The organism is Myxococcus virescens (assembly GCF_900101905.1).
Classification (GTDB): domain Bacteria; phylum Myxococcota; class Myxococcia; order Myxococcales; family Myxococcaceae; genus Myxococcus; species Myxococcus virescens.
On sequence record NZ_FNAJ01000012.1, the window covers coordinates 35647 to 61074 of the forward strand.

A 25428-nucleotide genomic window follows, 5' to 3' on the forward strand; every position below is an offset into this window, starting at 1 on the left:
TACCGGACACCCACCCACCCCTGGGCGCGGGGTTCCCCACGCATGGCCGGTTGCCCACCCTGAAGTGGGTGCCTAGCTTCGCCACCGTTCCTTCCGCCGTCCTCCATGTGGGGCGCGCGGCGGCCAAGGTTGACGGTAGTGGGGAAGGGGTGGGCCATGACAGGGCGCTTGGGCTGGGTCGCCCTCGCGGTGGTGGGGTTGCTGGTCGGCTGTGCGGATCGCGAGCGCTCGGCGCTGGCGGACGGACGGCTGACGGCGACGCCGGGTGGCGTCGACTTCGCGCGGGTGGCCATCTTCGATGCGCGCGAAGCGGAGATTTCGCTGCGCAACGTGGGCCGCGCACCCGTTGACGTGAACGAGGTCTGGGTGGAGGGCCCCGAGGGGGCCTACCGCGCCGAGTTCACCCATGAGGGGCCGCACAGCTTGCAACCCGGGAGCGCGTGCTCGCTGCGCGTGCGCTTCGCGCCGCCCGCCGAAGGTTCCCAGCCGGGGGTGTTGGTGGTGCGCTCGGATACGCGCATCGAGCCCCTGCTGCGCATCCCCCTGACGGGCACCGGCGTGGACGCCTGGGCCCGCGTGTCGCCGCGTCGGCTGGACTTCGGCCGCATTGAAGCGGACGCCACGAAGACGCTGCCGCTGATGCTGGAGAACCCCACGGAATTATCCGTGGAGGTGACGCCGCGGCTGGTGGGCGCGGACCGCGACGAATTCAGCGTGGCGCCGGTGACGCTGGCGCCCGGTGAGCGCCGCGAGCTCAGGGTGACGTTCCACCCGGTGCGGGTGGGCCGCAAGCAGGTGGCGCTGGCGGTGTCACCCTGCCGCGGCTGCGCTGACGTGACGGTGCAGGTGGCCGCCGAGGCGCTGGAGCGTGCGGTGGTGGCCGAGCCGGAGGTCCTGGACTTCGGCGCGGTGCCCGTGGACCGGGACGCGGTGCGCGAGTCGAGCATCCGCAACATCAGCACCGAGCCGGTGACGGTGACGCAGTTGACGCTGGAGGGCCGTGACGCGTCCTTCACCCAGAACAACGCTGGCTTCCCCTTCGTGCTCCAGCCGGGCGAGGTGCGGACCTTCACGTTCCGCTACAGCCCGGACCACCAGGGCGCGGCGCAGGACACCGCGCTGTACCACGTGGAGAGCCGCCGCCATCCGACGACGCCCGTGCAGCTGCGCGGCTACGGCGGCGCGCCGGAGCTGTGTGTGTCCCCGTCGTTCTACGACTTCGGCACGCAGCCGCTCGGCGCGAAGGTGCGTGTCATCATCAACGTGAAGAACTGCGGCGCGTCCAATGAGGGCGGGCTCACCATCAACACGCTGGATTGGCTGCCGCAGCAGGGTGGGGCGCCTCAGTTCAACCACACGCCGCTGGCGCTGCCGGTGACGCTGCCGCCCGGCGGTGAGGTGAACCTGGAGGTCTTCTACGAGCCCACCGAGCTGCGCGCGGCGGAGGGCTCGCTGGTGATGACGACCAACGCCTTCTCCGCGGCCATGGTCCAGATGGACTTCCGCGGCAACCCGGAGGCGCACGCGCCCTGCGAGCTCACGCTCACGCCGCAGGCCCTGGATTTCGGCACCATTCCGCCCGGGCAGGGCGCGGTGCTGGGACTCAAGCTGGAGAACCGCGGCACCGACTTGTGCCCGGTGAAGAACCTCCGCCTGCGAGATGACGGCGGCGGCGTCTTCACGCTGCCGGGCGGCGACATCTACGGCGGCATCATGTACCCCGGCGACTGGTTCAGCTTCCAGGTGGCCTTCATGGCGCCCGTGGCGGGCGGCCACTTCACCGGCACCGTGCAGATTGAACAGATGCAGCCGGCCAACCCGGTGCTGCTGGTGCCGCTGGTGGCCAACACGCAGGCGGTGTGCCTGGTGGCCTCGCGCCGCTACATGGACTGGGGCGTGGCCCGGCCGGACTGCCCCGCCGAGCCCATGGAGGTGAACTTCCTCAATGCCTGCGCCGCGCCGGTGACGGTGCACGACGTGTGGATTGGGCCGGGCACCACGGATTCGGAGTTCGGGTTTTCGGCGGTGCCGGCCTCCATCCCCTTCGTGCTGCCGCCCAACGAGGCCTTCACGGTGGGCGTGGAGTACTTCGGCCTGGTGTCGGGCATGAACCTGTCGCCGCTGTACGTGGGCTCCAGTGACTTGCCGGCGCCGCTGATGGTTCCGCTGGTGGGCGAGTCGTCGATGCGCGTGGAGAAGACGGACAACTTCATCCAGCAGGACGTCAGCAAGGTGGATGTGCTGCTGGTGGTGGACAACACCGCCTCCATGGCGGTGGAGCATCCGCGGCTGGTGGAGGCCATTCCGACCTTCGTGCAGACGGCGCTGGACCGGGGCGTGAGCCTCAACGTGGCGGTGACGACGACGGGCATCCATCCGGTGACGCCCACGGACCCGGCCAACGCGTGCCCGGGCGGCGCGGAGGGGGGCGAGGCGGGCCGCTTCTTCCCGGTGGACCACTCGCTGCCGCGCATCCTCACGAGCGCGACGCCGAACCTGGCCCAGCAGCTCCAGCAGAGCGTGCAGGTGGGCCGGTGCGCGGAGGTGGAGCAGGGCTTCGAGGCGATGCGCCGCGCGCTGTCCCGGCCGCTGGTGAACAGCGCGGATGACCCGCGCACGCCGCTGCCCAACGACGGCAACGTGGGCTTCCTGCGCGAGGAGGCCGCGCTGGTGGTGCTGTTCGTCAGCGACGAGGACGACCACTCGCCCGACGCGGTGGACACCTACGTGGACTGGGCCCAGCAGCTCAAGGGGCAGAACCAGCCTCAGCGCGCGACCTTCTACGCCATCGCTCCGCCGGCTGAAGGCTGCGCGACGGCCGGCGGCGCCGGTACCCGCTACGCGCAGGCCACCTCCCGCACAGGAGGCGAGGTGGTGAGCGTCTGCGCGGAAGACTACCGGCCGCTGTTGCAGGCGGTGGGTGACAAGGCCTTCTCCGCGCAGGAGCGCTTCCCGCTGAGCGACATGCCGGAGCCCGGCACCGTGACGGTGACGGTGAATGGCACGCCGTCCACGTCTGGCTGGACCTACGACGCGGCCACCAACAGCGTGGTGTTCGACGTCGTGCCGCCGGCGGGCACTCGCATCTCCATCAACTACCGCCGTTCGTGCGACGCGATGTAACGCACCTGGAGGGCCGGACATCCGGCCCTCCACAGTGGTGTCAGTCCCCGGTGCTACAGGTCTGCTTCCGCCTGTGCGGATGACCAGAAAATTGGAGGTCACCTCGCGGTGTGTACCCTGAGGTCGTACCTGCAGCTGCCGAGGAGGCACCCGGTGAACTCCCAGGACTTTGAAGGAACGATGACGAGCGCGGCCCGCCCCTCTGGACGGGCTCCAGGACTGCGCGTCATCAAGGGAGAAGGGCAGCGGAGGGAGGAGCCGCTCGCCTCCCGGGACGCCGTGGCCCGGGTGCTGATGGAGGCCGGGGCGGACCTGCTGCTGCGGCGAATCAGCCCGGCGCGGGCGGGGGAGATTGAGCGGAAGGTGGACCGGGTCCTGGACCTGTTCGACCGGGTGGACGTGGCGCCGGTGCTGATGCCGGTGCTGAAGCGGCACCTGGACGAACTGGAGGCCCTGATGCGAGAGACTCGCGAGGTGAGGGCCGCCCGGAGGTAGCCACAAAGGCCGTTTCCGGAGCAGTTGGGGGTTTGACCCTCCTTCCCGGTGCGCTTACGCTCGGGGCCATCCCGCGCCCGGAACTCGGGGCCACTCCAAGGGTGGTTGTCCAGGGGCCGGTCAGGTCGCCGTGTCCATCGAAACCTATGGCAGGTATCAGCTCCTGAGTCGTCTCGCCACGGGCGGGATGGCGCAGATCTATCTTGCGCGGCCTCAGGGCGCGGAGCCTGACAAGCGGGTGGTGGTCAAGCGGATCCTTCCGCACCTCGCGGAGAACGACGACTTCGTCAAGATGTTCCTGGACGAGGCGCGCATCGCCGCCCGGCTGAACCACCCCAACGTGGTGCAGATTTTCGACCTGGGCGCCCAGGACGACTCCTTCTTCATCGCCATGGAGTACATCCACGGCGACGACCTGCGCCGGCTGTGGCGGCAGTCGGAGCTGATGGGCCAGCCGCTGCCGGTGCCGCTGGTGTGCCGCATCCTCATCGAGGCCTGCGCCGGCCTGGACTACGCGCACAAGCGCACGGACCCGACGACGGGCCGTCCGCTGGGCATCGTCCACCGGGACGTGTCCCCCCAGAACATCCTGGTGACGTTCGAGGGCGGGGTGAAGGTGGTGGACTTCGGTATCGCCAAGGCGGCGGACCAGGCCACGGTGACCCGCTCCGGCGTGCTGAAGGGGAAGTATTCGTACATGTCCCCGGAGCAGGCGGCGGGCATGCGGGTGGACTGCCGCGCGGACATCTTCGCGCTGGGCATCGTCCTGTACGAACTGCTCACCAGCACGCGCCTGTTCAAGCGCCCCAACGACATCCAGACGCTGACGGCGGTGTCGGAGTGCCGGGTGTTGCCGCCCTCGCACGTGACGTCGCGCGTGCCGGCGGATCTGGACGCCATCGTCCTCAAGGCGCTCGCGAAGGAGCTGCCGGACCGGTACCAGGAAGCGGCGCACCTCCAGCACGCGCTGGAGGAGTGGCTGCGTGCGCACCAGGCGCCCGCCACGTCCGCGCACCTGTCCGCCTTCATGAAGGAGGTCTTCGCGGAGCGGCTGGCCGAGGAGGCCCGGGCGGGCGACGTGCTGGGCGAGGACTCGGATTCGGGGACGTCGAGGCAGGAGGCTCCGCCGCGTCGCACGGGCCTGCGGCCCGCGTTGCCGCCGCGTCCACCGTCGATGTCTCCGGAGGACGACGCGACGGCGGCGCTGCGTCCGCGACCGGCGTCCCGCACGGGCCGCTTCGAACTGGAGCCGGAGAAGCCCGCGCCGCGGCTGACGGGACAGCGCCGGGCGGTGGAGCCCGAGCGGCCCTCTCGCTCTGGCATGAACGTGACGCCTCCGCTGCCGCCGCCCGTGGAAGAGGACGCACCCACGGTGGATGCGCGTGCGCCCGCGTCGGTGACCCGGACGGACGTGAAGCTGGGCGGGGCCGCTGCTGCCGCGCCGACGGAGCCTCGCGGCGCTTCGCGGCCCTTCGGCGGCACGGGCCGCTTCGACCTGGGGGCGCCGGTCCTCCCCGTGGATGACGAGGACGCCCCCACGGTGGATGCCCGCGCTGGCGCGCGCTCGCAGGCGCGGGGTGGGTACGTCGTGGAGGAGGACGCGCCCACCATCGCCATGATGGAGACGGGCCGGCCCGCGCGGGTGGTGATTCCGCTGCGGGACGGCGAGTCGCTCGAGGAGGACGCCCCCACGCTGTCGCTGGGCATGGCGCGCGCGGCGAAGCGCCCCGTGGCTGCCGCGGGCAGCAAGACGTGGCTGTACGTGGGGCTGGCATTGCTGGTCGTCGTGGCGGTGGGCGTGGTGCTCTGGTCGATGCGGTCGCCGGAGCCCATGCCGGTGTCGTTGGACCCGGAGGCCGCGGTGCCCGCGCCCGTGCCCAGGCAGGCCGAGGCGCCGGTCCAGGCTCCGACGGAGCTGCGGCCCCCGCCCGTGGAGCCCCAGCCTCCCGTGGAGCCCGCGCCGGCGCCGGTGCGGCTGCGCATCGAGACGCAGCCCGCGGACGCGGTGGTGCTGGTGGATGGTCAGCGCCACGACGAGCGGCCGGTGATGCTCGAAACGGCGGTAGGCCAGCAGGTCGCCGTGCGGGTGGAGGCCGACCGGCACCAGGCGCAGACGCGCACGGTGACGGTGGGTGAGGACGCGGAGCAGGTGGCGCGCTTCACGCTGGAGCCCGAGCCCCGCGCGGTGGCTGCTGCTCCCGTGGCGGTGGTACGCGAGCGTCCGCCCCGGCCCGAGCCCCGGCAGGAGGTGCGACTGGCCCGGGTGCGCTTCGTCGTGCACCCTTGGGCGGAGGTGACGTGCGGTGGCAAGCGGCTGGGCGAAACGCCCTTCGAGGCCGTGGAGTTGCGAGTGGGCAGCTATGACTGCCGCTTCGTCAACCCCGACCTCAAGAAGACGCTCAGTCGACGTATCGAGGTGAAGCCCATCGACCTCAACGTCGTGAGCGTGAAGTTCGAATAGCACATGCCTTGGATGCTCCCGTGACGCTCGAAGCCGGCACTCACATCGGCAAGTACGTCGTCCGCCGCAAGCTCGCCGAGGGCGGCATGGCGGAAATCTACCTGTGCACGGCGCGCGGCGCGGAGGGCTTCGAGAAGGAAGTCGTCATCAAGCGGGTGCGCGCCTTCCTCGCCAGCGACCCGGAGTTCGTGGGGATGTTCATCGCCGAGGCCCGGCTGGCCTCGCGGCTGAACCACGCGAACGTGGTGCAGATATTCGACTTCGACAAGCATGAGGACACGTACTACCTGGCCATGGAGTACGTGCGCGGCTGCTCGTTGTGGGAGCTGCGCAAGCGCGGCAAGGAGTTGATGGAGCCGGTGCCGCCCATGCTGGTGGCGCACATCGGCGCGGAGGTTGCCCGGGGCCTGCACTATGCGCACCGCGTCCGCGTGAATGGCCAGCCGTTGGACCTGGTGCACCGGGACGTCACGCCGCACAACGTGCTGCTGTCCTTCGACGGCGCGGTGAAGCTGACGGACTTTGGCATCGCCAAGGCGGGCAACAAGCTGACGCAGCCGGGCGTGCTGAAGGGCAAGTTCGCGTACATGTCGCCCGAGCAGGCCCGGGGCGAGGCCGTGGATGCACGCACGGACATCTTCGCGTTGGGCGTGGTGCTGTGGGAGATGCTCACCGGAGGCCGCCTGTTCGACGGGGACTCCGAGGTGGCGGTGCTGCGCGCGGTGCAGCAGAGCACCATTCCGCCTCCGGCCCGGCTGAATCCGGACGTGCCCGCGGACCTGGATGCCGCCGTGGTGCGAGCTCTGGACAGAGACCCCGCGCTCCGCTTCCAGACGGCCGCGGAGTTCGAGCGCGCCCTGGCCCAGTGTGTGCTGACGCATGCGAGGTCCTTGGACGACACGGACCTGAGCGCCTTCATGCGCCGCTTGTTCCCCACCAGCCTCACCCAGGCGATTCCCACCGTGCAGGAGCGCACACACGTCGTGGAAGGGGAGCCGGCACCTGGGGCAGAGGCGTCGCCCGTGCCGCGCGAGCCCACCGCGGTGATGGTGTCTGCTGGCCGCAGCGGCCTGGCGTTGCCGACGTCTCCGGATGAAGACGTCAACGCGCCGACCTTCGTGTTGCCGCGTAGGGGCGAGGTGGCCGCGCTGGATGCGGCGCCACTGCCGCCCATGGCCACGCCGATGATGCCGCTGCCGGCGGTGGCGTCGTCGCCGGTGCCTCGCGGCGCTTCTTTCGAAGGCGCGCCTTCCACTCCGGGTCGGCAGAGCCGTCCGGAGGGCGTGGTCGCGGTGTCGGGGCCGCCCTCCGGCGGGGCCGAGGATGCTCGCGGTGCCGCCTCCAGCCAGGATGCACGGGCCGAGAAGACGCCGAGCAGGGGCTCCGGTGTCCCGGCGGTGTCCGGGAGCGCGCGGACCCCGAGTCGTCCGGAAGGAATCGCCGCCGTCGCGTCACCGTCAGGGCCCTCCGGGAGCCTGAAGCTGGCCAGCGCCTGGGACGATGAGGACGACGACGACGAAGGGACCCCGTCGACTACGGAGCCTGAGGCGCATCCCGGGATGTGGGCCGCCGTGCCTGGATCGTCCGAGGTGCCTGCGGCGGGTTCCCATGGGTCCGGCCCCGAGGGCCTTGCGGCGAGTGTCCGTGCGTCCGGCCCCGAGGGCCCTGCGGCGAGTGTCCGTGCGTCCGGCCCCGAGGGCCCTGCGGCGAGTGTCCGTGCGTCCGGCCCCGAGGGCCCTGCGGCGAATGTCCGTGCGTCCGGCCCCGAGGGCCTTGCGGCGAATGTCCGTGCGTCCGGCCCCGAGGGCCTTGCGGCGGGTGTCCGTGCGTCCGGACCCGAGGTGCCTGGGGCGGGTGCCCAGACGTCCGGATCCGGGGGGCTCGGGGCGAGTGCCCGTGCGTCCAGAGCCGATGTGCCTGCGGTGGGCGCTCATGCGTTCGGCCCCGAGCCTCTCGAGGCGGGTGCCCACGCGTCCGGTCCCGTGGCCTCGGTGGCCGTGCCGGCGGCGCGCCGTCCGTGGGCGCTGGGACTCGCCGTGGCATTGGGGCTCGCAGTCGTCGGAGGTGGCGTCGCTGTGATGCGGGGGACCGAAGCGGCTCCTCCGGTGGCGCCGGCAGAGCCCATGGTGGCCGCCCCCGCTGTTGATGAACCCGTGCCGGCCGCGCAGCCCGCGCCTACGGCGGTCGCTGGGAACGCCGAAGGCGGGGAGACAGGGCCCGCCGAAACCGCCGACACCGAATCCGAGGTGGACGGGCTGATGCGCGAGGAGGTGCTCGCCGCTGCCGCCACCCACCCGGCCTCCGACCCCGCGCCGAGTACGGCCGGCACCCACCAGGAGCCGGAGCGCGTGCGCGCGGCGCCGGCTAGCGGAACGCTCCAGGTCCAGGCCGCGCCCTATGCCACCGTGTTCATCAACGGCAAGCGCATGGGCGAAGTGACGGGGCGGGCGTCGTACCGGTTGCCCGTCGGCAACCACAAGCTCGTTTTCCAGCACCCGTCCGGTGAGCGCCGCTACGACGTCACCGTCACCGCGGGCGGCACCGTCAGCCGCGAGTTCCGCGCCCCCAGGGGGCGCTGAACCAGGCCGGCTCCCGGCGCGGCAGCCTCACCGGCAGCCGCGCCGCAACCTGAGCCCAGGTCCGAAGTCACCCGCCGTACCCGTGCTCGCTTCCGCTTGAGCACCCCCAACGTCCACTCCTGAACGCTGCTGCCTCGCACCCGGCGGGGCCGCCTTCGGGCTGTCACGCCTACCTCGTCCCACCTGCCGCTCCGCCTGTTCAAAGGCGCGCGATTCGTCCGTCGCCGCTTGCCTGCCTGGTGGTCTGCCTTGACACCCAACCGCCCGTTCTGGCACTCAGTGGCCCCCACTCAGTGGATTATATTCAATGGAATCCATGGACCTGCTGGCTCCTGAGGAGATTGCTCGGATCGAGCGTGAGAACGCGGGCGGCCTGCCCGCGAGCGCCATCCTGGAAATCTTTCGGCCGCGGGGCGTGCGCCTGTCGGAGGCGACGTTCCGGAAGTACGTGCAGGCCGGCTTGCTACCCAGGAGTCGCCGGGTGGGCCGGAAGGGGAAGCATCAGGGGAGCGTTGGGCTCTACCCGGTGGAGGCGGTGCGCCGCATCAATGTCATCAAGAAGATGATGGCGGAGGGGCACACCCTGGAGGACATCAAGCGGTCCTATGTCTTCCACAGCAACTACATCGACCAGTTGGAACGGGACCTTGCAGGCCTCCTGAACGGGTTCCAGGAGGAGCTGGGGGACCGCGCCTTTGGGGGGGAGCATCGGCGTACGCTTGAGGCACAGCTAGCAACCTTGCGGCAAAGAGCGCAGGATCTGGTCCGGGATGTCGCCCGGCTCGGTAGCGCCGTGACCGCACGCGCAGACGAAACCATCCGTTCGCAATAGAATACCCGGGAACCGGGTAGACTGGCCTCACGTGGAGGGGACATGTCGGAAGTGAAGCAGCTACAGGAGGAGGGGGGGGACCAGGAATCGGACCAGGCGCAGGAGCGCCGCCGTTCCAAGACCATGTCGCGCAAGGAGATGGCGCGCGACCTGCGGAGGCGTCGCCTCACAGGTCAGGTGGACCCCGAAGAGGCCGACCTGCTGAAGCAGATGGACGACACGCGGCCGCGTACGCGCGCGGACTGCATCAACGGTCCCCGGCCGTGCAACTTCGTCTCCTGCAAGCACAATCTCTACCTGGACGTGAATCCGGAGACGGGGTCCATCAAGCTCAACTTCCCGGACAAGGAGATCTGGGAGCTGGAGCACACCTGCGCCCTGGACGTGGCGGAGAAGGGCGGCATCACGCTCGAGGAGGTGGGAGAGATCATGAACCTCACCCGCGAGCGCATCCGCCAGGTGGAGACGCGCGGGCTGATGAAGCTGCGCGAAGCCACCGAAGCCGAGCCGCCGGTTTCGGCTCGCAAGCCCTGATGTTCGCGGGTGGTTTCCACCCGCCAACGGAGGGCCGACGTGTTGCGTTGACACCCCAGGGGGTGGTTGCTACTACCGCCGCTTCCCGCACACCGAGGCCCACACGTGCTGGCTCTCCTGAGCGTTTCTGATAAGCGAGGTCTGGTTCCCTTCGCCCAGGGGCTCGTCCGCCTGGGCTTCCGGTTGTTGTCCACCGGGGGCACGCTGGAGGCGCTCAAGGGCGCGGGGGTGCCCGTCAAGAAGGTGTCCGAGCACACGCAGAGCCCCGAGATTCTGGGTGGCCGCGTGAAGACGCTCCACCCCCGCATCCACGGCGGCATCCTGGGACGGCTGGAGCTGGAGGCCGACCGGGAGGAGATGAAGGCGCACGGCATCGAGCCCATCTCCCTGGTTGCGGTGAACCTGTATCCATTCCGGCAGACGGTGGCCTCGGGCGCCGCGGAGCCGGAGGTCATCGAGCAGATTGATATCGGCGGGCCCGCGATGGTGCGCGCCTCCGCGAAGAACTTCCGGCACGTCTCGGTGGTGGTGGACCCGGACGACTATCCGGCGGTGCTGGCGGAGCTGGAGCAGCAGAAGGCGGTGAGCGAGGACACGCGGCGCCGGCTGATGCGCAAGGCCTTCGCGCACACGGCGGCCTACGATGCCTCCATCTCCGCGTGGCTGTCCGCGCAGGCGGGCGAGCCATTCCCGGGGGAGCTGTCGCTGGCGTTCCAGAAGTCGCAGGACCTGCGCTACGGGGAGAACCCGCATCAGCGCGGCGCCTTCTACCGCGAGCACGCCGCGCCCCAGGAGCCGACGGTCGCCTTCGCCAAGGTGCTGCAGGGCAAGGAGCTGTCGTACAACAACATCCTGGACCTGGACGCGGCGCTGGGCCTGCTGCTGGAGTTCCCGGAGGCCCCCGCGGCCGTCATCATCAAGCACAACACGCCGTGCGGCGTGGCGGTGGATGCCGCCCTGGTGAAGGCCTACCGCACGGCCCGCGCGGTGGACGAGGTCTCCGCCTTCGGGGGCATCGTCGCGCTCAACCGCGAGGTGGACGCGGCCACGGCCCAGGCCATGGCGGAGACGTTCCTGGAGGCGGTCATCGCGCCGTCGTACTCCCCGGAGGCGTTGCAGGTGCTGGCGGCGAAGAAGAACCTGCGGCTCCTGGAGGCGGGCCCCGCGCTGGCCAGTCCCCAGGCCCGGCCGCGTGCCCAGTTGGACGCTCGCAGCGTGTCCGGTGGCATGCTGCTGATGGACCGGGACTCGGTGGAGCCGCCGCTGTCGTGGAAGGTGGTCTCCAAGCGGGCTCCCACGCCGGAGGAGGAGCGGGCCATGCGCTTCGCCTGGAAGGTGTGCAAACACGTCAAGAGCAACGCCATCGTCTTCGCCTCTGGTGACCAGCTCCTGGCGCAGGGCGGGGGGCAGACGAACCGGGTGGACTCGGTCCGCATCGCGATGCAGCGCGGCGGAGCGGCCCTCCGGGGCAGCGCGGTCGCCTCGGACGCCTTCTTCCCGTTCCGGGATGGGCTGGACGAGGCCGCCCGGGCGGGGGCCACCTGTGTCGTACAGCCCGGCGGTTCGGTCCGTGACGCGGAGTTGATTGCCGCCGCGGATGAACATGGGATGGCCATGGTGCTGACGGGAGTGCGACACTTCCGGCACTGAGCCATGCGCATCGTCTGTCAGAAATGTGCGGCCGCCTACGCGATTGATGACAAGCTCATCACCGCCAAGGGCGTTCGCGCGCAGTGTCCTCGCTGCCGGAACCTGCAGTTGGTCCGGCGCGATCCCTCGGCCGTGCCCGCTGCTGGCGCGCCGGCTCCGGCATCACAGCCCGCGGCGCCCGTCACGCTGACGCCCGTCTCCGGCGCCGCGCCCGCGGCGAATCCCGCGGACGACCTCTTCGGCGACTTCGGTGCGCCGCCGCCCGCCGCGCCCGCGCCTGGCGCTGCTCCGGCTCCCAAGCCCGCCCGGGGAGAGGGCCGCTCGGGCTCGGACCTGTTCGGCGACTTCGGGGCGATGCCCCCGCATGCTCCCGCGTCCGCGCCGCCCGTGGACCCCTTCGCGAGCGTGGGGACGCCGGCTTCGGGAGGCAGTGGGGCCGGTGCGGAGGACCCGCTGCTCGACTTCCTGGGACCGCCGCCCTCCGCGCCGCAGGGGCTGGAGTCCCAGCCTTCGCGCCCGGCGAAGCCCGCCGCTGCGAAGCCCGCGACCTCCGGCTGCCGCGTCTGCCAGAAGCCGCTGACGGATTCCTTCGACCAGGCGCTCGGCATCTGTGATGACTGCCGCCAGCCTGGTTCCGCCCAGGCGCCGGCCGCCGCGAGCCGTCCGGCCGCTCCGGCGGGGAACTCGGACTTCCTGCCTCCCATGGCGGACCTGGGCGGGGGCTCGGCATCGGCGGCGCAAGCCTCGGAGCCAGCGCCCGGTGCCGAGTCCCGCAGTGGCGCGCGCGTGCCCATCAGCACCGACATCATTCCGGACATGGGGCCGGAGCCTCGCAGTGGCCTCCGCGGCTCCTCGCCGCAGCTGGGAGCGGAGCCTCGCAGCGGCTCGCGCTCCGCGCCGGTGCTCGTCACGGATGGGCGCTCCCGTGGAGGCAAGGGCGGACTGGTGGCGGGCCTCGTGGGGCTCGTCGTCGTGGGCGGAGGCGTGGGCGGTTATTTCCTGTACCAACAGCAGCAGCAGGCGTCGCGCCTCCAGGCCGGTCCTCCGCCCGTGGCCGCCATCCCGGAAGCGGTGCAGGCGGTGCTGCCTCGCTGGAAGTTGAAGTACCTGGAGATTCCGGGCACCAGCGCGGAACGGCTCGCGCAGGGGCAGCAGCAGCTCGCCCGTGACGAGCGCTTTGCGTACGCGGAGGCGGAGGAGTCCTTCCAGCAGGCGCTGGTGTTGGATCCGACCAGCGACGCCGCCATCGCGGGCTACGTCCAGGCGCTGGCGCTGGGACGCGGCGCGCGCATGGACGACGCGACGTTCCAGGAGGCCCGGGCGCTGCTGTCGGCGGCGGAGTCGCGGTCCGGCCGCACGGCGCCGTTGCTGCTGGCGCACGCGAACCTCTTGCTGGCCCGCTCCGGTCAGCCCGAGCAGGCACGCCCGCTCGCGGAGGAGTTGCTGGCCCGCGCGGAGCTCCCCGACGCGCAGAAGGCCGAAGCGCACCTGGTGCTGGGCCGCACGTGGCTGTCGTCGTCCCGCGAGCTGGCTCGCAGCCACTTCGACTCCGCGCAGAAGCTGTCGCCGGACATCAAGCGGCTGCACTACTACCGCGCGCTCGCGCATGTGTCGGGCGGTGAGTACTCCGCCGCGCTGGACACGCTGCGCAAGCGGCTGGAGACGAGCCCGAAGGACTGGGAGAGCCTGGCGCTCACCGCCCGCATCTACCAGGAGGTGGGTGAGCCCGCGGAGGCGCGCAAGTTGTACGAGGCCCGGGTGAAGGCGGAGCCCGGCGAACTGCGCGCGCTGTTGCCGCTGGCGATGCTGCGCTACCAGGCGGAAGGCAACGCCGCGGGCGCGGTGCGGGACTTGCGCGCGCTGATGAAGAGCCGGGCGCGCTACGACGGGCCCGAGGTGGCCGAGGTGCTGGTGCACCTGGCGGCCGCGGAGCGCACCGCGGGCAGTCAGGACGCGGCGGTGAAGTCGGCGGAAGAGGCCCTGCAGCTCGTGAAGGGACTGCCGGAGGCGCACCTCCAGCTCTTCCTGGTGGCCCTGGGCCGCCGCGATGCGGAGATGGCACGGACCCATCTGCCGGGCTTCCGCGGGCAACTGGAGGACGGCGCGCTGGAGAAGGTGCTCGAAGGCCGGCTGCTGCTCCTGGAGAAGAAGCCGCTGGAGGCGCTGGAGGCATTCCAGGCGGCGGTGAAGCTGGACGCGCGGCGGCTGGACGCGCAGCTGCTGGCGGGCGTCGCCGCGGCGAGCGCGAAGCGACGCGACGATGCCTTCCGCGCGCTGCACCAGGCGCTGCAATCGGATCCGCTCCGGCTGGAGCCGCGGCCCGCGACGTCCGCCTACTGGCTGCGCCCGCGCGAGACGGTGGAGGGCGTGGAGGGGGCCATCCTCGCGCTGTCCGAGGGACCGGAGGATCCGTCCCCACTGTTGTACGAGGGCCTGCTGCGTTTCCACCAGCACCAGTTCGACGCGGCCGAGCGTCACCTGCGCAGTGTGTTGGAGGTGGACGCGAACAACGCGGGGGCCCTGGCCTACCGCTCGCTCATCGCGCTACAGCGAGGTGCTATTGCGGACGCCCGGCGCCTGGGCGAACGCTCCGCGGCGGCGGGGCGGCAGATGCCGGTGTCGCATCTGGCGCACGGCCTGGCGTTGGCGGAGGCCCGGCAGGTGGAGCCGGCCAAGCGCGCGCTGCGGGACGCGCTGGCCCTGGCGCCCACGCTGCTATCGGCGCAGGCGCGACTGGCGCAGTTGGAGTCGGCCCGGGGCAAGGACGTGGCGCGAGACACCCTGGTGAAGGTGGTGGGGTTGGATCCGGCATACCTCCCCGCGAAGCGGATGCTCTACCTGTTGGAACGGTGAGGTGGATGTGAAGGTCCTGCTGCTCGGTTCCGGTGGCCGTGAGCACGCGCTCGCGTGGAAGCTGTCGCAGAGCCCCTTGTTGACCCAGCTCTTGTGCGGTCCGGGCAATCCGGGCACGGCGAAGCTGGGCACCAACGTGGCCCTGCGCGCGGAGGCTCCGGAGGAAGTCGCCGCGTTCGCGAAGCGCGAGGCGGTGGACCTGGTGGTGGTGGGGCCAGAGGCGCCGCTGGTCGCGGGGGTCGCTGACGCGCTGGCCGACGCGGGCATCGCCTGCTTCGGGCCCGTGGCGGCGGGCGCGCGCATCGAAGGGTCCAAGGCCTTCGCGAAGGAAATCATGGCCGAGGCCGGTGTGCCCACCGCCGCCTTCCAGACCTTCACCGACATGGCGGCGGCGGAAGCCTACGCGGTGGCGCAGGGCCGCATCGTCGTCAAGGCGGATGGCCTGGCGGCGGGCAAGGGCGTCATCGTCGCCCACGACGTGGAGGCCGCGCGCGCGGCGGTGCGCGCCGTGGGGGCCATGGGCGTGGCGGGCCAGACGATGGTCCTGGAGGAGCTGCTGGAGGGAGAAGAGGTGTCCGCGATGGCGCTGTGTGACGGCGAGCGCTACGCCATGCTTCCCTTGTCCCAGGACCACAAGCGCGTGGGCGAAGGTGACACCGGGCCGAACACCGGTGGCATGGGCGCGTACAGCCCCGCGCCTTTCCTGTCCGCCGCGCAGCTCGCCGAGGTGGGCGAGCGCGTGGTCGCCCCGACGCTGGCCGTGTTGCGCCGGCGCGGAATTCCCTTCCGGGGCGTGCTGTATGCGGGGCTGATGCTCACGCGCGGCGGCCCGAAGGTGCTGGAGTTCAACGCGCGCTTCGGTGACCCGGAGACGCAGGTGTTGATGATGCAACTGGGGGAGGACCTGCTGCCGTTGCTGGACGCGTGTGCCCGAGGCGCGCTCGCGCCGCGGACGCTGGTGTCCGCGCCTGGTGCCTCGGTGGGCGTGGTGCTGGCGGCGCGGGGCTATCCGGACGCGCCGGAGAAGGGCCAGCGGATTGAAGGGCTGGACGCGGTGCCACCCGACGCCACGGTGTTCCTGGCGGGCACGGAGGCGCGCGACGGCGGCATTGTGACGGCCGGAGGCCGGGTGCTGACGGTGTGCGCGCGGGGCGAGGACCTGGCGCAGGCGCGTGAGCGGGCCTACGCGGCGGTGGCGGCCGTGCGCTTCGAGGGCATGCACTTCCGCCGGGACATCGGCGCGCGAGGGATGAAGGCCGCCCCGTGAACCGCCTTTCGCGCTACCTGCTCGGGGAGCTGCTGGTCCCGCTCGGCGTGTGGGTGGCGTTCATGTTCCTGCTGCTCTTCGTCATGCAGTTCCTGCGGGGCACCGACGTGCTGCTGGGCTCGTCGGTGACGCTGGTGGACATGGCGCGGCTGCTGGCGTACCTGGCGCCGCACTTCCTGATGATGGCGCTGCCCATCGCCTTCCTGCTGGCCATCCTCCTGGGGCTGGGGCGGCTGGGCGAGGACCGGGAACTGGTCGCGCTCCAGGCGCTGGGCATCGGGCCGGTGCGCCTGCTGGCCGCGCCAATGGGCATCGCGGTGGCGCTCAGCGTGCTGATGCTGGTCATCACCTCCACGGCGCAGCCCTGGGGCCTGTCGGGCTTGAAGGTGCTGGTGAGCGAGGTCATCCGGAAGAACGCCGTGGGCGACGTGAAGTCCGGCGTCTTCTACGAGGACCTCAGCAACTTGACGCTGTACGCGGAGCAGGTGTCCGCGGACGGGAAGTGGACCAACGTGCTCCTGCATGACGACCGGGAGGCGAATTCGCCGCTGCTGGTGCTGGCGCAGCGGGGGCAGGTGGGCACGTCCACCAGCGGCGAGGTGCTGCGCTTCGCGCTGGAGGCGGGGGAGGTGCACCGCTCCGCGGGCCGCGAGACGGAGGAGTACAGCATCATCCGGTTCGACCAGGCCGAAATCAGCGTGGGTGTGGGTGCTTCCATGGGCAAGCGCAGCCGCTTCTCCTTCTCCCGCGAGGAGCTGACGCCCGGCGAACTGATGGAGGCGGCGCGCGAGGCGGAAGCGCAGGGCGAGGATGCGCGCATGTACCGGATGGCGCTGCACAGCCGGCTCGGGAACGCGCTGGCGCCCATCGCCTTCGCGCTGCTGGGCACGCCGCTGGCCATGGGCCGGCGCCAGTCGGGCCGGGCGTGGGGCTACCTGCTGACGCTGGGGGGCTACGTCCTCTACTACCTGCTGAGCCGCGTCTTCGAGCAGATGGGGCAGAAGGGCCAGATGCCCGTGGGGCTGGCGGGGCAGATGGCCAACCTGGTGTTCGTCGCGGTGGGGCTGGTGGCCCTGTACCGGGTGAGCCGCTCGGGGACGGTCAAGTGAGGGGGACGCTCTTCATCTACGTGCTGCGCACGTACCTGCGCTTCGCCCTGGGCATCCTCGGGGGCCTGGTGCTGGTGTTCGTGGTGGTGGACTTCGTGGACCGCGCGAAGCTGTATACGGGCCCGGGCTGGGTGTGGGACGCGGCGGAGCTCTACTTCTACAAGGCGATGATGTCGGTGCAGCAACTGGGGCCGGCGGCGCTGCTGCTGGCGGCGGGCACCACGGTGTCCGCGCTGCGCAAGCAGGGCGAGGTGACGGCCATCCGGGCGCTGACCTTCGGCCCGTCCGCGCTGTACCTGCCCATCCTCGTGGCGTCGTTCGCGGCCTGCGTGGGCCTGGTGGCCTTCGACGAGCGGGTGGCGACGTACTCCGGCCGGCGCGTGGACGAAATCACCACCCAGCGCTTCAACAAGTGGGGCGACTGGCGCTTCTACTACACGCCGAAGCAGTGGTTCCGGCGTGGGGACAACATCTTCTTCCTCCGGGGCGGCAGCGCGCAGGAGGGCTTCCAGGACGTGTCCGTCTTCACGGTGACGGAGTCCTTCGACCTCCAGCGGCGCCTGGACGCATCCGGCATGTTCCCGGTGGAGGGCATGCGCTGGCGCCTGACGGACGTGGTGGAGCGCACCTTCGACGGCGAGGGGAAGACGTCCGTACGGCAGCTCCCGGAAGCGGAGTACGACCTGGGCGTGGCCGTCACCGCGTTCCGCATCCGGCCGGGGCGTCCGGAGCAGATGCGGGCGTCCGAGCTGCGCGAGCAGATTGCCGCGCGCCGCGACGTGGGCCTGGCGACGAAGCAGTTCGAGCTGGCGTTGCACAACCGCTTCGCCTACCCGATGGCGGCGTTCCCCGCGGCGCTGCTGGGGGTGGGGCTGGCCCTGCGCGCCAACCGGCGAGGGCACCTCACGGCCGCCATCATCGAGGGTCTGCTGACGGCGGTGGCGATGTGGGGCTTGATGATGGTGTGCCGGACCCTGGTGCTCACGGAGCGGCTGTCTCCTGTCGTCGCCGCGTGGACGCCCACCGTGCTGCTGGGCCTCATCGCGGGCGCTGTGTGGTTGCAGCGTGAGGGCCGGTTGCACCTGCCGCGGCGCTCGCTGCTGGTGAGATAGCGTGTCCGCGCTCATGGGAACCGCGTCCGAGCTTCCGCTGGACCTGCGCTGGCGCCGCGCCATCAACGCCGTGCTCGTGCTGTGGACCGTGGGCCTGGTGCTGGCGGAGGTCGTCCTCCAGGTGGCGACGGGCGCGGCGGTGTTGCTGTCGTTGATCCTGCTGGTGCGAGGGCGGCTCCACCTGGCGCCGGACGTGCGCGCCTACGTCGGGGCCAGTGGGGTGCTGTGCCTGTGGCAGGCGGCGTCGCCCGCGGTGGCGCTGCTGACGGGCGCGGCGGAGTCGTGGCCGCGTGGCGCGCGGTACGGCCAGGTGCTGGACTCGGTGGCGGGCGCCGCGGCCGCGTGCATTGGCGCCATGGGCGTGCCGTGGCTGCTGCTGGCGGGCGTCCTCGCGGGAGGGTGGCTGCTGGCCGCGCTGTTGGGCATGTTCCAGAACCGGGTGCGCTGGTCCGTGGAGCTGCCCTCCTTCCTCAAGCTCAACCTGGGGCGACTGCACGAGAACTTCGGCACCGAGGAGTCTCCGCGCTACGCGGCGGGTGGCTTCTTCTCCCACCGGCTTCGCTTCGCGCACGGCGCCATCGCGGCGCTCGGTCCCGCGCTGTCGGTGCTGGGCAGCGCGGACCAGGCGCGGCGGCGCATCCTGGCGGGGGCGGTGGTGATGGGGATGCTCATCTCCATCTACAACGCCTTCGCGCGAGCGGCGCTGGGCGCGGCGTTGCTCGTGAGCGTGGTGGCGTTGCTGCTGCTGGTCCAGGGCTCCGCGCGGAAGATGGGGTTGGCGCTCCTGTTCGCGCTGGTGGCCGTCGTCTCCATGAGCCCGGCCTGGCGCACGCGGCTGGAGAAGGCGCTGGGCAACATCTACGGCGGAGAGCGCGAGCACGCCATGGCCGTGGGCTGGAGCCTGGTGCGTGAACACCCGCTGACGGGGGTGGGCTTCGGCAACCACAAGCCGGCGGCCCTGGCCACGCAGGACGAGACGGGCATCACCGACCTGCTGGCCACCGATTCGCACAACCTCTGGCTGACGGTGTGGGCGGAGACGGGCCTCGTGGGGCTGCTGCTGATGCTGGCGATGCACGGCCTGCTGGGGCGCGCCCTCATCCGGCGCTACCGCGAGGGCTCCATCGCGGCCACGGGCGCGCTGCTGTCCTGGGTGGGCTTCCACATCCTCGCGCTGGTGCACTACCTGCCGTTCCACTCCAGCGTGTACCTGTCCTTCTCGCTCATCTGGGGGCTGGGGCTGTGCGAGGGCAGTGAACGCCTGCGCGGCCGGGAGGCCCGTCAGGGGCTCCTGGAGATGGAAGGCGCGTCCAGGCCCACGCCCTAGCGGCGAGGCGTCCCGCGCGAGCCTCCAGGCGCCGGGGACTCCAGCACGCGGCGGTAGACGGCCAGGGTGCGCCGGGCACAGTCGTCCCAGGTGAAGCGCGCCACGCGCTCCCGGCCCAGCTCCACCAGCTCCCGGCGCAGCGCGTCGTCGCGAAGCACGCGCAGCGTCGCTTCACGCCACGCCACCGCGTCGTCCGGGGAGAGCCTCAACGCCGCGTTGCCCACGACCTCGGGCAGGGCCGTCGTATCCGACGCCAGCACCGGGCAGCCCGCGCCCATGGCCTCCAGGGCCGGCAGCCCGAAGCCTTCGTAGCGAGAGGGCAGCAGCAGCGCCGCCGCCGCGCCGTAGAACAGCGGCATCTGGTCCTCGGGCAGCTCCTCCAAATCGACCACGTTCTCGTGGAGCCCCAGCTCGTGCGCCACCGCGCCCTTGCCCGCTAGCAGCACGACGGGCACCGGCAGCTCCCCGGCGAAATCCTTCAGCAGCGCCAGGTTCTTGAAGCGCTTGGCGTTGCCCACCGCCGCCACGTAGCGCGCTGGCAGCTCGTACCGTTCGCGGAACGCGGCGGCCTCGGCCTGGGTCGACGGCTGGAAGTTGGCATCCACCCCGTTGTGAATCACCTGGAGGCGGTAGGGCGACAGCTTGAGGTGCTTCGCGAGCTCGTCGCGCGAGAACTCGGACACCGTCACCAGCGCGGTGGCCCGCTTCGCGCGAGGGCCCACCACCACGCGGTAGTAGATGGACTGGGCGGGCGTGTACTGGTCCGCCAGCGCCAGGTGATTGGCGTCGTGGAGCGTGGCCACCAGCCGCCCGTTCCAGAAGAGGGGCAGCGAGAAGGAGGTGGCGTGGAACGCATCCGGCGCCAGCTTCACCAGGTCCGCCGCCAGCGCCGGCTGCTCGAGGGGCGACAGAAACCCGGCCAGCGCGCGGTGCAGCGGCATGCGCGGCGTCAGCTCACCCAGGTCGGGCGCGAGCCCTTCGGGGGGCACCAACGCGGAGAAGTGCAGGTCGGGCGCGAGCACGGGCATCCGCCGCGCCAGCTCCAGGGCGTAACGGGCAATCCCATGCAGCCGGCCGCGCACCATGCGCAGGTCGAGGAGGACGTGGGCCACGGCCCCCGCGTACCACACGCGCGGCCTCCATGGGGGGCGGGCGGGCACGCGGGGCCTCATCGACGCTTGCCGCGCCGCGCGCACCCAGTGCTAGAAGCCGTGCCGTGAAGGTTGCCCTGGTCCACGATTGGCTCGTTACCCACCGAGGGGGTGAGCGCGTCCTTGATGCCCTCTGCGAAGTCCTGCCGGACGCGGACATCTATACGCTCATCCACAAGCCGGGCTCCCAGTCGCCGGCCATCGAGTCCCGCCGCATCTTCACGTCCTTCCTTCAGCACATCCCCGGCATCCACGCGCGCTACCGGCACTTCCTGCCGCTGATGCCGAAGGCCATCGAGTCCCTCCAACTCCAGGGGAAGTACGACCTGGTCCTCTCCTCCAGCCACTGCGTGGCCAAGGGCCTGCGCACGCCGCGGGGCACGCCGCACCTGAGCTACGTGCACGCGCCCATGCGGTACATGTGGGACTTGTTCGATGACTATTTCGGACCCGGACGCACGGGCCTCGCGGTGCGCGCGGCGGCCCATGCCGTCCGGCCCTGGCTGCGCCGGTGGGACCGCCGGACGGCGGCGGGGGTCGATCGTTTCATCGCCAACAGCCGACACATCGCCACCAAGGTGCAGCGCTTCTGGGGCCGCGAGGCGTCGGTCATCCACCCGCCCGTCTCCCTGGAGCGCTTCGCCCAGGTCCCTCTAGAGGGCGGAGGCCAGGGCGGCTACTTCCTCTGGCTGGGGGCCTTCGCGCCGTACAAGCGATTGGACGTGGCGTTGGAGGCGTTCCGAAGCCTGGATGCACGGCTCTGGGTGGTGGGCGCGGGCCAGGAGGCCGCGCGCCTGGGCGTCGGAAGCCTGCCTGAAAATATCCGCTTCCTTGGCAACGTCTTGGATGCGTCGCTTCCGGCGCTGTACCGAGACGCTCGCGCGCTCATCTTCACGCCCGAGGAGGATTTCGGCATCACCCCGCTGGAATCCCAGGCGGCGGGCCGGCCCGTCATCGCCTATGGGAAGGGCGGCGCGCTCGAGACGGTGACGGCGCAGACGGGAATGTTCTTCTCAGAACAGACGCCGGAATCGCTCGCCGCCGCCGTGCGCCGGTTCGACGAATGGGAAGCAGGCTTTCGGCCTGAAGCCGCTCGCGCGCAGGCCGAGCGCTTCGGCCGCGCGCATTTCCAAAGTGCCATTCTTCGAGAGATTCACTCGGTGCTGGGGGAGGTGTTGCCAGATTCCCCAGGCCCCGCAGCGGGACTGTGACTTCGCTGTCGCTCCTGTCTTGGTCTTTTGTGGGCAACAGGTGGACACCACCCCTGGCTGGGGGGGCGGGGCCGCCGCAACCCATTGTTTTCACAAATTTTTTCGTGCTAGCAAGCGCGGCTATCAAACGGTGATGGGCAAGACGCGTGTCCGGATGAAGAGGGCGCGAGTCTTGCACCGGGGTGGCCACCCGTTGATTACGCCACAGGAGTACTTCGGTGTTCAGTCGTCTCCAGCGTTTCTACACATCGATCAAAGTCGTCGCCGACATGGTGATGCTCGCGCTGGCATTCGTCCTCGCGTACGCCACGCGCTTCTCCGGCATCGTGCCCGTCACGGAGGGGATTCCTCCCTGGACGGACTCGTTCTTTTCGCTGCTGATGGTGCTCGTCATCTTCCCGGTGACGTTCCACCAGTCACGCCTGTACGGCACCAACCGTTCCCGGACGAATACGGGCGAGGTGTTCGAGGTATTCAAGTCCACCATCACCGCGGCGCTCATCCTCGTGGCGGTGACGTACTTCGTGCGCGAGCGCTACTCGCGCCTCACGCTGGCCATCTTCATCGTCTATGCGTTCGCGCTGGTGACATGCAGCCGGCTGGTGACGCGCTATCTGGTGAGTGAAATCCGGCGCCGGGGCCACAACCTCAAGTCCATCCTCGTCATCGGAGCGGGGGACCTGGGGCAGCGGGTCATCGAGACGGTGGAGCACCACCGCGAGCTGGGCTTCCGGGTGATGGGCGTGCTGACGCTGCACCCGGAGAAGGTGGGCCAGTACGTGAATGACGTGCGCGTCATCGGGCTCGTGGACCAGGTGAACGAGGTGCTGGATTCGCACCCGGTGGACCAGGTCATCCTCGCGCTGCCGCTGGAGGGCCACGCCCACGTCAAGGCGCTGATGGACAAGCTGGCCCTGCGCACCGTGGACGTGCGCGTGGTGCCGGACCTGTACCAGTACATCACCCTCTATGGTGGCCTGGAGGAGTTCGGCGGGTTGCCCATCATCCGTCTCCAAGGCGACCCGATGGAGGGCTGGAGCCGGGTGGCCAAGCGGGCCTTCGACATCCTCTTCTCGTTGCTGGCCATCCTCATCACCGCGCCGCTCATGGCCGCCACCGCGCTGGCGGTGCGGCTCACCAGCCGTGGGCCCATGCTCTACCGCCAGGAGCGCATGGGCATGGATGGGCGCACCTTCCCCATACTCAAGTTCCGCACCATGTGCATCGACGCCGAGCACAGCGGCGCGATGATGGCCTGCCCGGACGACCCGCGGCGCACGGTGATTGGCACGTTCCTGCGGAAGTACTCCCTGGATGAGCTCCCTCAGTTTTTCAACGTCCTGCGCGGCGACATGAGCCTGGTGGGTCCGCGCCCGGAGCGCCCTGTCTTCATCGAGGAGTTCAAGCGGCAGATTCCGCGCTACCACCTGCGGCACAAGGTGAAGGCGGGCATCACCGGCTGGGCGCAAATCAACGGCCTGCGCGGCCAGACGTGCATCGAGAAGCGCATCGAGTACGACCTGTACTACATCGAGAACTGGTCGCTGCTGATGGACCTGAAGATTCTCGTGCGCACGGCGCTGGGCGGCTTCCTGTCGAAGAACGCCTACTGACGCCGCGAGCCCGGGCGGTGGCGCTCGCCACGGCCCGGGCCCGGGGGCTCAACGCTGCTGCGTGGTGACTACTGGATGCTCCACACCACGGTGCCGGTGCAGCTCCCGCTGGAGTAGCAGCCCGCGCGAATCTGCAGGGTGGTGGCCGTGGACGAGGTGTACGTCAGGCTGGAGCCACGGCCGCCGCACGCGTCGTCGTTGACCGCCGCCTGCGTGGCGCCGTTGAAGAGGCGCAGGTAGGTGTCGCCCGTGAAGGTCGCGCCCGTCACGCCGCAGGTGGCCACGGTGATGCTCTTGCCCGCGGCGATGGCGACGTCGCTGTTGGTGGTGTTCTGCTGCGCGCTGTTGGTGTTGCTGGCGCTGAAGTTGAAGCTCCCGCTGGTGGGGCTGCCGGAGCCGCCGGAGATTTCCCACACGACGCGGCCGGTGCAGCTCCCGGTGGAGTAGCAGCCGGCGCGAACCTCGTGGTTGCCGGCGGTGGTGGCGGTGAAGGTGATGCTGGAGCCACGGCCGCCGCAGGAGTCGTCGTTGGTGGCCACCTCGGTGCCGGCGGGGTTGCGCAGGCGCAGCCACGTGTCACCGGTGAACTGCGTCCCCGTGAGGCCACACGTCGCGACGGTGAGCGTCTGGCCCGCGGTCAGCGGGATGACGTGGTTGGTGGTGTTCTGCTGCGCGCTGTTGGTGTTGCTGGCGCTGTAGTCGAACGAGTTCTCCGGCGGCGGGGGCGGCGGCGGAGGAGGAGGCGGCGGCTCACCGTTGCCGCCGGGGTTGGGGCAGTCGGCGGCGGGCAGCGCGCACTGGGGCAGGCTGGTGCCCAGGTGGCTGATGACCGCTTCGATGGGCACGCCGCGGTTGGGGCAGTTGGCGCAGTGGTGCAGGGCCACCACCAGGTTGTCCGAATGGCCGATGACGGGCGAGCCGGAGGAGCCGCCCTGCGTGTCCGCGTAGTAGCCGATGTCGTTGGGGCCACCGGATTGGCAGGAGGCCTCGTTGCGGCTGTAGATCTCCGCGAAGCCGGACTCGTCCCGGGCATGCGTGGAGTGCACGGCGATCTTCTTGCCGTGGCCAGCCGGGTGCTGCGGCAGATAGATGCGCTCGTTCACCACGGCGCCGGACGAGCGCAGCTGGAGGTAGCCGTAGGTGTTCACCGGGTTCTGGGACAACTGGATGAGCGCGTAGTCACGCGGCGCGTCCACCTTCACCAGCGTGCCGCCCGGGATGACGTTGCCCGGACAGCCGAACCAGCTCGCGCAGTTCGTCGAACAGCTCGCGCCTTCCGCCATGAACTCGTACTGGGTGTTCTGCGCTTCGCTCGCCGTACCGACGCAGTGCTGGTTGGTCATCAGGTGGCCCTGGCTGCCCACGAGCCAGCCCGTGCACGCACCGGAGCCGTTGATGAGCAGGCGCGCCACTGGACGAGCGCGGCCGTAGAGGGTGGGGTCGCTGGAGGCATAGCAGGGCGCCCACTGCGTGTCGTCCGGGCCGCACAGCGCCTTGTCGTTCGACACGCCCATCTCCTCGTTGGTGTAGCCCCGGGCATACCGGTCGATGGAGTAGCCGTGCTTGTTGAGGATGCCGCGGCGGTTGACTCCGTCGCGGCTGTGCAGCTCGATGATGGCCGTCTCACCGGCAATGTGGATGGCCCAGAAGCCACTGCGCGCACCCGGGTGCGAGTTGTCGTAGCGCCACGACCGGGAGTTGTCCGGCGAGCGCACCACGACGAAGTCGCCATCCTCCAGGTCGAGCCGCTCGAAGTGAGGCGCGATGTACGCCGCGCCAGCGTGGGTGATGACGTCCGTGTGGATGGGGCCGTCGGAGGCGCGAATCTGCGTGGTGGCGTAGGGGTGGGTCGTCTCGAAGCGACGGAAGACGTCCTCGCCCACCTTCGTGAGCCGCTGTGACGAAGAGGAAACTTCTTCCTGCTGGCAGACCTCATCGGAGGCCAGCGCCGCCGGCGCCCCCGTGACCAGCGCCGTGACAAGACATGCGAGTCGGATGCGTTTCATCGATTCTCCTCGGAGTGAAGCCTTGGCGGGTTTGACTGCACTCCCAGTTATATCCCGAGAAACTGGCAATTCCGTGTGATTGCCATGGGTTCTGTGGCTGGAACG

The 25428-nt window shown here is 70.6% G+C and carries 16 protein-coding genes; 14 read left to right on the top strand and 2 right to left on the bottom strand.

Features of this window, described 5'->3' with window-relative positions:
- Positions 1 to 156 precede the first annotated feature (156 nt).
- The 12 genes from BLU09_RS27680 (at position 157) to waaL (ending at position 19342) form a co-directional block, all read left to right on the top strand.
- The gene (locus BLU09_RS27680) at positions 157 to 3123 is read left to right on the top strand and encodes a choice-of-anchor D domain-containing protein (RefSeq protein ID WP_186817844.1); all 2967 of its coding nucleotides are present in this window, start codon (positions 157 to 159) and stop codon (positions 3121 to 3123) included.
- Positions 3124 to 3231: 108 nt separating this feature from the next.
- The gene (locus tag BLU09_RS27685) at positions 3232 to 3618 is read left to right on the top strand and encodes a hypothetical protein (protein ID WP_090492734.1); all 387 of its coding nucleotides are present in this window, start codon (positions 3232 to 3234) and stop codon (positions 3616 to 3618) included.
- 130 nt (positions 3619 to 3748) lie between these two features.
- A complete protein-coding gene (locus tag BLU09_RS27690) occupies positions 3749 to 6079 on the top strand; it encodes a serine/threonine protein kinase (protein WP_090492736.1) in 2331 nt (776 codons plus the stop codon).
- A 20-nt stretch (positions 6080 to 6099) separates the two neighbouring features.
- Positions 6100 to 8658, top strand: a complete 2559-nt coding sequence (locus BLU09_RS27695) for a serine/threonine-protein kinase (RefSeq protein WP_090492738.1) — start codon at positions 6100 to 6102, stop codon at positions 8656 to 8658.
- 307 nt (positions 8659 to 8965) lie between these two features.
- Entirely contained in the window at positions 8966 to 9490 is a 525-nt protein-coding gene (locus tag BLU09_RS27700; protein ID WP_090492740.1) for a MerR family transcriptional regulator, read from the top strand.
- Between the two features lie 42 nt (positions 9491 to 9532).
- Complete coding sequence (locus BLU09_RS27705) at positions 9533 to 10024, top strand: sigma factor-like helix-turn-helix DNA-binding protein (protein WP_002635080.1); 492 nt, start codon at positions 9533 to 9535, stop codon at positions 10022 to 10024.
- Between the two features lie 105 nt (positions 10025 to 10129).
- The gene (gene purH / locus BLU09_RS27710; RefSeq protein ID WP_090492741.1) at positions 10130 to 11674 is read left to right on the top strand and encodes a bifunctional phosphoribosylaminoimidazolecarboxamide formyltransferase/IMP cyclohydrolase; all 1545 of its coding nucleotides are present in this window, start codon (positions 10130 to 10132) and stop codon (positions 11672 to 11674) included.
- 3 nt (positions 11675 to 11677) lie between these two features.
- Positions 11678 to 14527 (top strand): tetratricopeptide repeat protein, encoded by a 2850-nt coding sequence (locus BLU09_RS27715; RefSeq protein ID WP_090492742.1) that lies wholly within the window; start codon positions 11678 to 11680, stop codon positions 14525 to 14527.
- Between the two features lies 1 nt (position 14528).
- The gene (gene purD, locus BLU09_RS27720) at positions 14529 to 15794 is read left to right on the top strand and encodes a phosphoribosylamine--glycine ligase (protein ID WP_090492743.1); all 1266 of its coding nucleotides are present in this window, start codon (positions 14529 to 14531) and stop codon (positions 15792 to 15794) included.
- Complete coding sequence (locus BLU09_RS27725; protein ID WP_090492744.1) at positions 15791 to 16903, top strand: LptF/LptG family permease; 1113 nt, start codon at positions 15791 to 15793, stop codon at positions 16901 to 16903. Before purD ends, BLU09_RS27725 begins: the two co-directional genes overlap by 4 nt.
- The gene (locus BLU09_RS27730) at positions 16900 to 18015 is read left to right on the top strand and encodes an LptF/LptG family permease (protein WP_090492745.1); all 1116 of its coding nucleotides are present in this window, start codon (positions 16900 to 16902) and stop codon (positions 18013 to 18015) included. Before BLU09_RS27725 ends, BLU09_RS27730 begins: the two co-directional genes overlap by 4 nt.
- A gap of 1 nt (position 18016) precedes the next feature.
- Entirely contained in the window at positions 18017 to 19342 is a 1326-nt protein-coding gene (gene waaL / locus BLU09_RS27735; protein ID WP_090492747.1) for an O-antigen ligase WaaL, read from the top strand.
- On the opposite strand, the gene BLU09_RS27740 is transcribed toward waaL, so the two are convergent.
- Positions 19339 to 20472: a glycosyltransferase family 4 protein gene (locus BLU09_RS27740; protein ID WP_244172073.1), complete on the bottom strand. Its 1134-nt coding sequence runs from the start codon at positions 20470 to 20472 to the stop codon at positions 19339 to 19341. The genes waaL and BLU09_RS27740 overlap by 4 nt on opposite strands.
- Before the next feature lie 86 nt (positions 20473 to 20558).
- Here BLU09_RS27740 and BLU09_RS27745 point away from each other — a divergent pair, with 86 nt between their 5' ends.
- A complete protein-coding gene (locus BLU09_RS27745) occupies positions 20559 to 21704 on the top strand; it encodes a glycosyltransferase (RefSeq protein ID WP_090492750.1) in 1146 nt (381 codons plus the stop codon).
- A 218-nt stretch (positions 21705 to 21922) separates the two neighbouring features.
- Entirely contained in the window at positions 21923 to 23317 is a 1395-nt protein-coding gene (gene wbaP / locus BLU09_RS27750; protein WP_090492752.1) for an undecaprenyl-phosphate galactose phosphotransferase WbaP, read from the top strand.
- A 68-nt stretch (positions 23318 to 23385) separates the two neighbouring features.
- Here the strand turns inward: wbaP and BLU09_RS27755 are convergent, their stop codons facing one another.
- Entirely contained in the window at positions 23386 to 25323 is a 1938-nt protein-coding gene (locus BLU09_RS27755; RefSeq protein ID WP_090492754.1) for a serine protease, read from the bottom strand.
- Positions 25324 to 25428 lie beyond the last annotated feature (105 nt).

Coding starts and splice junctions, on each gene's coding strand:
- BLU09_RS27680 (WP_186817844.1), top strand. CDS start 157: ATGACAGGGCGCTTGGGCTGGGTCGCCCTCGCGGTGGTGGGGTTGCTG.
- BLU09_RS27755 (WP_090492754.1), bottom strand. CDS start 25,323: ATGAAACGCATCCGACTCGCATGTCTTGTCACGGCGCTGGTCACGGGG.
- BLU09_RS27715 (WP_090492742.1), top strand. CDS start 11,678: ATGCGCATCGTCTGTCAGAAATGTGCGGCCGCCTACGCGATTGATGAC.
- BLU09_RS27705 (WP_002635080.1), top strand. CDS start 9,533: ATGTCGGAAGTGAAGCAGCTACAGGAGGAGGGGGGGGACCAGGAATCG.
- BLU09_RS27700 (WP_090492740.1), top strand. CDS start 8,966: ATGGAATCCATGGACCTGCTGGCTCCTGAGGAGATTGCTCGGATCGAG.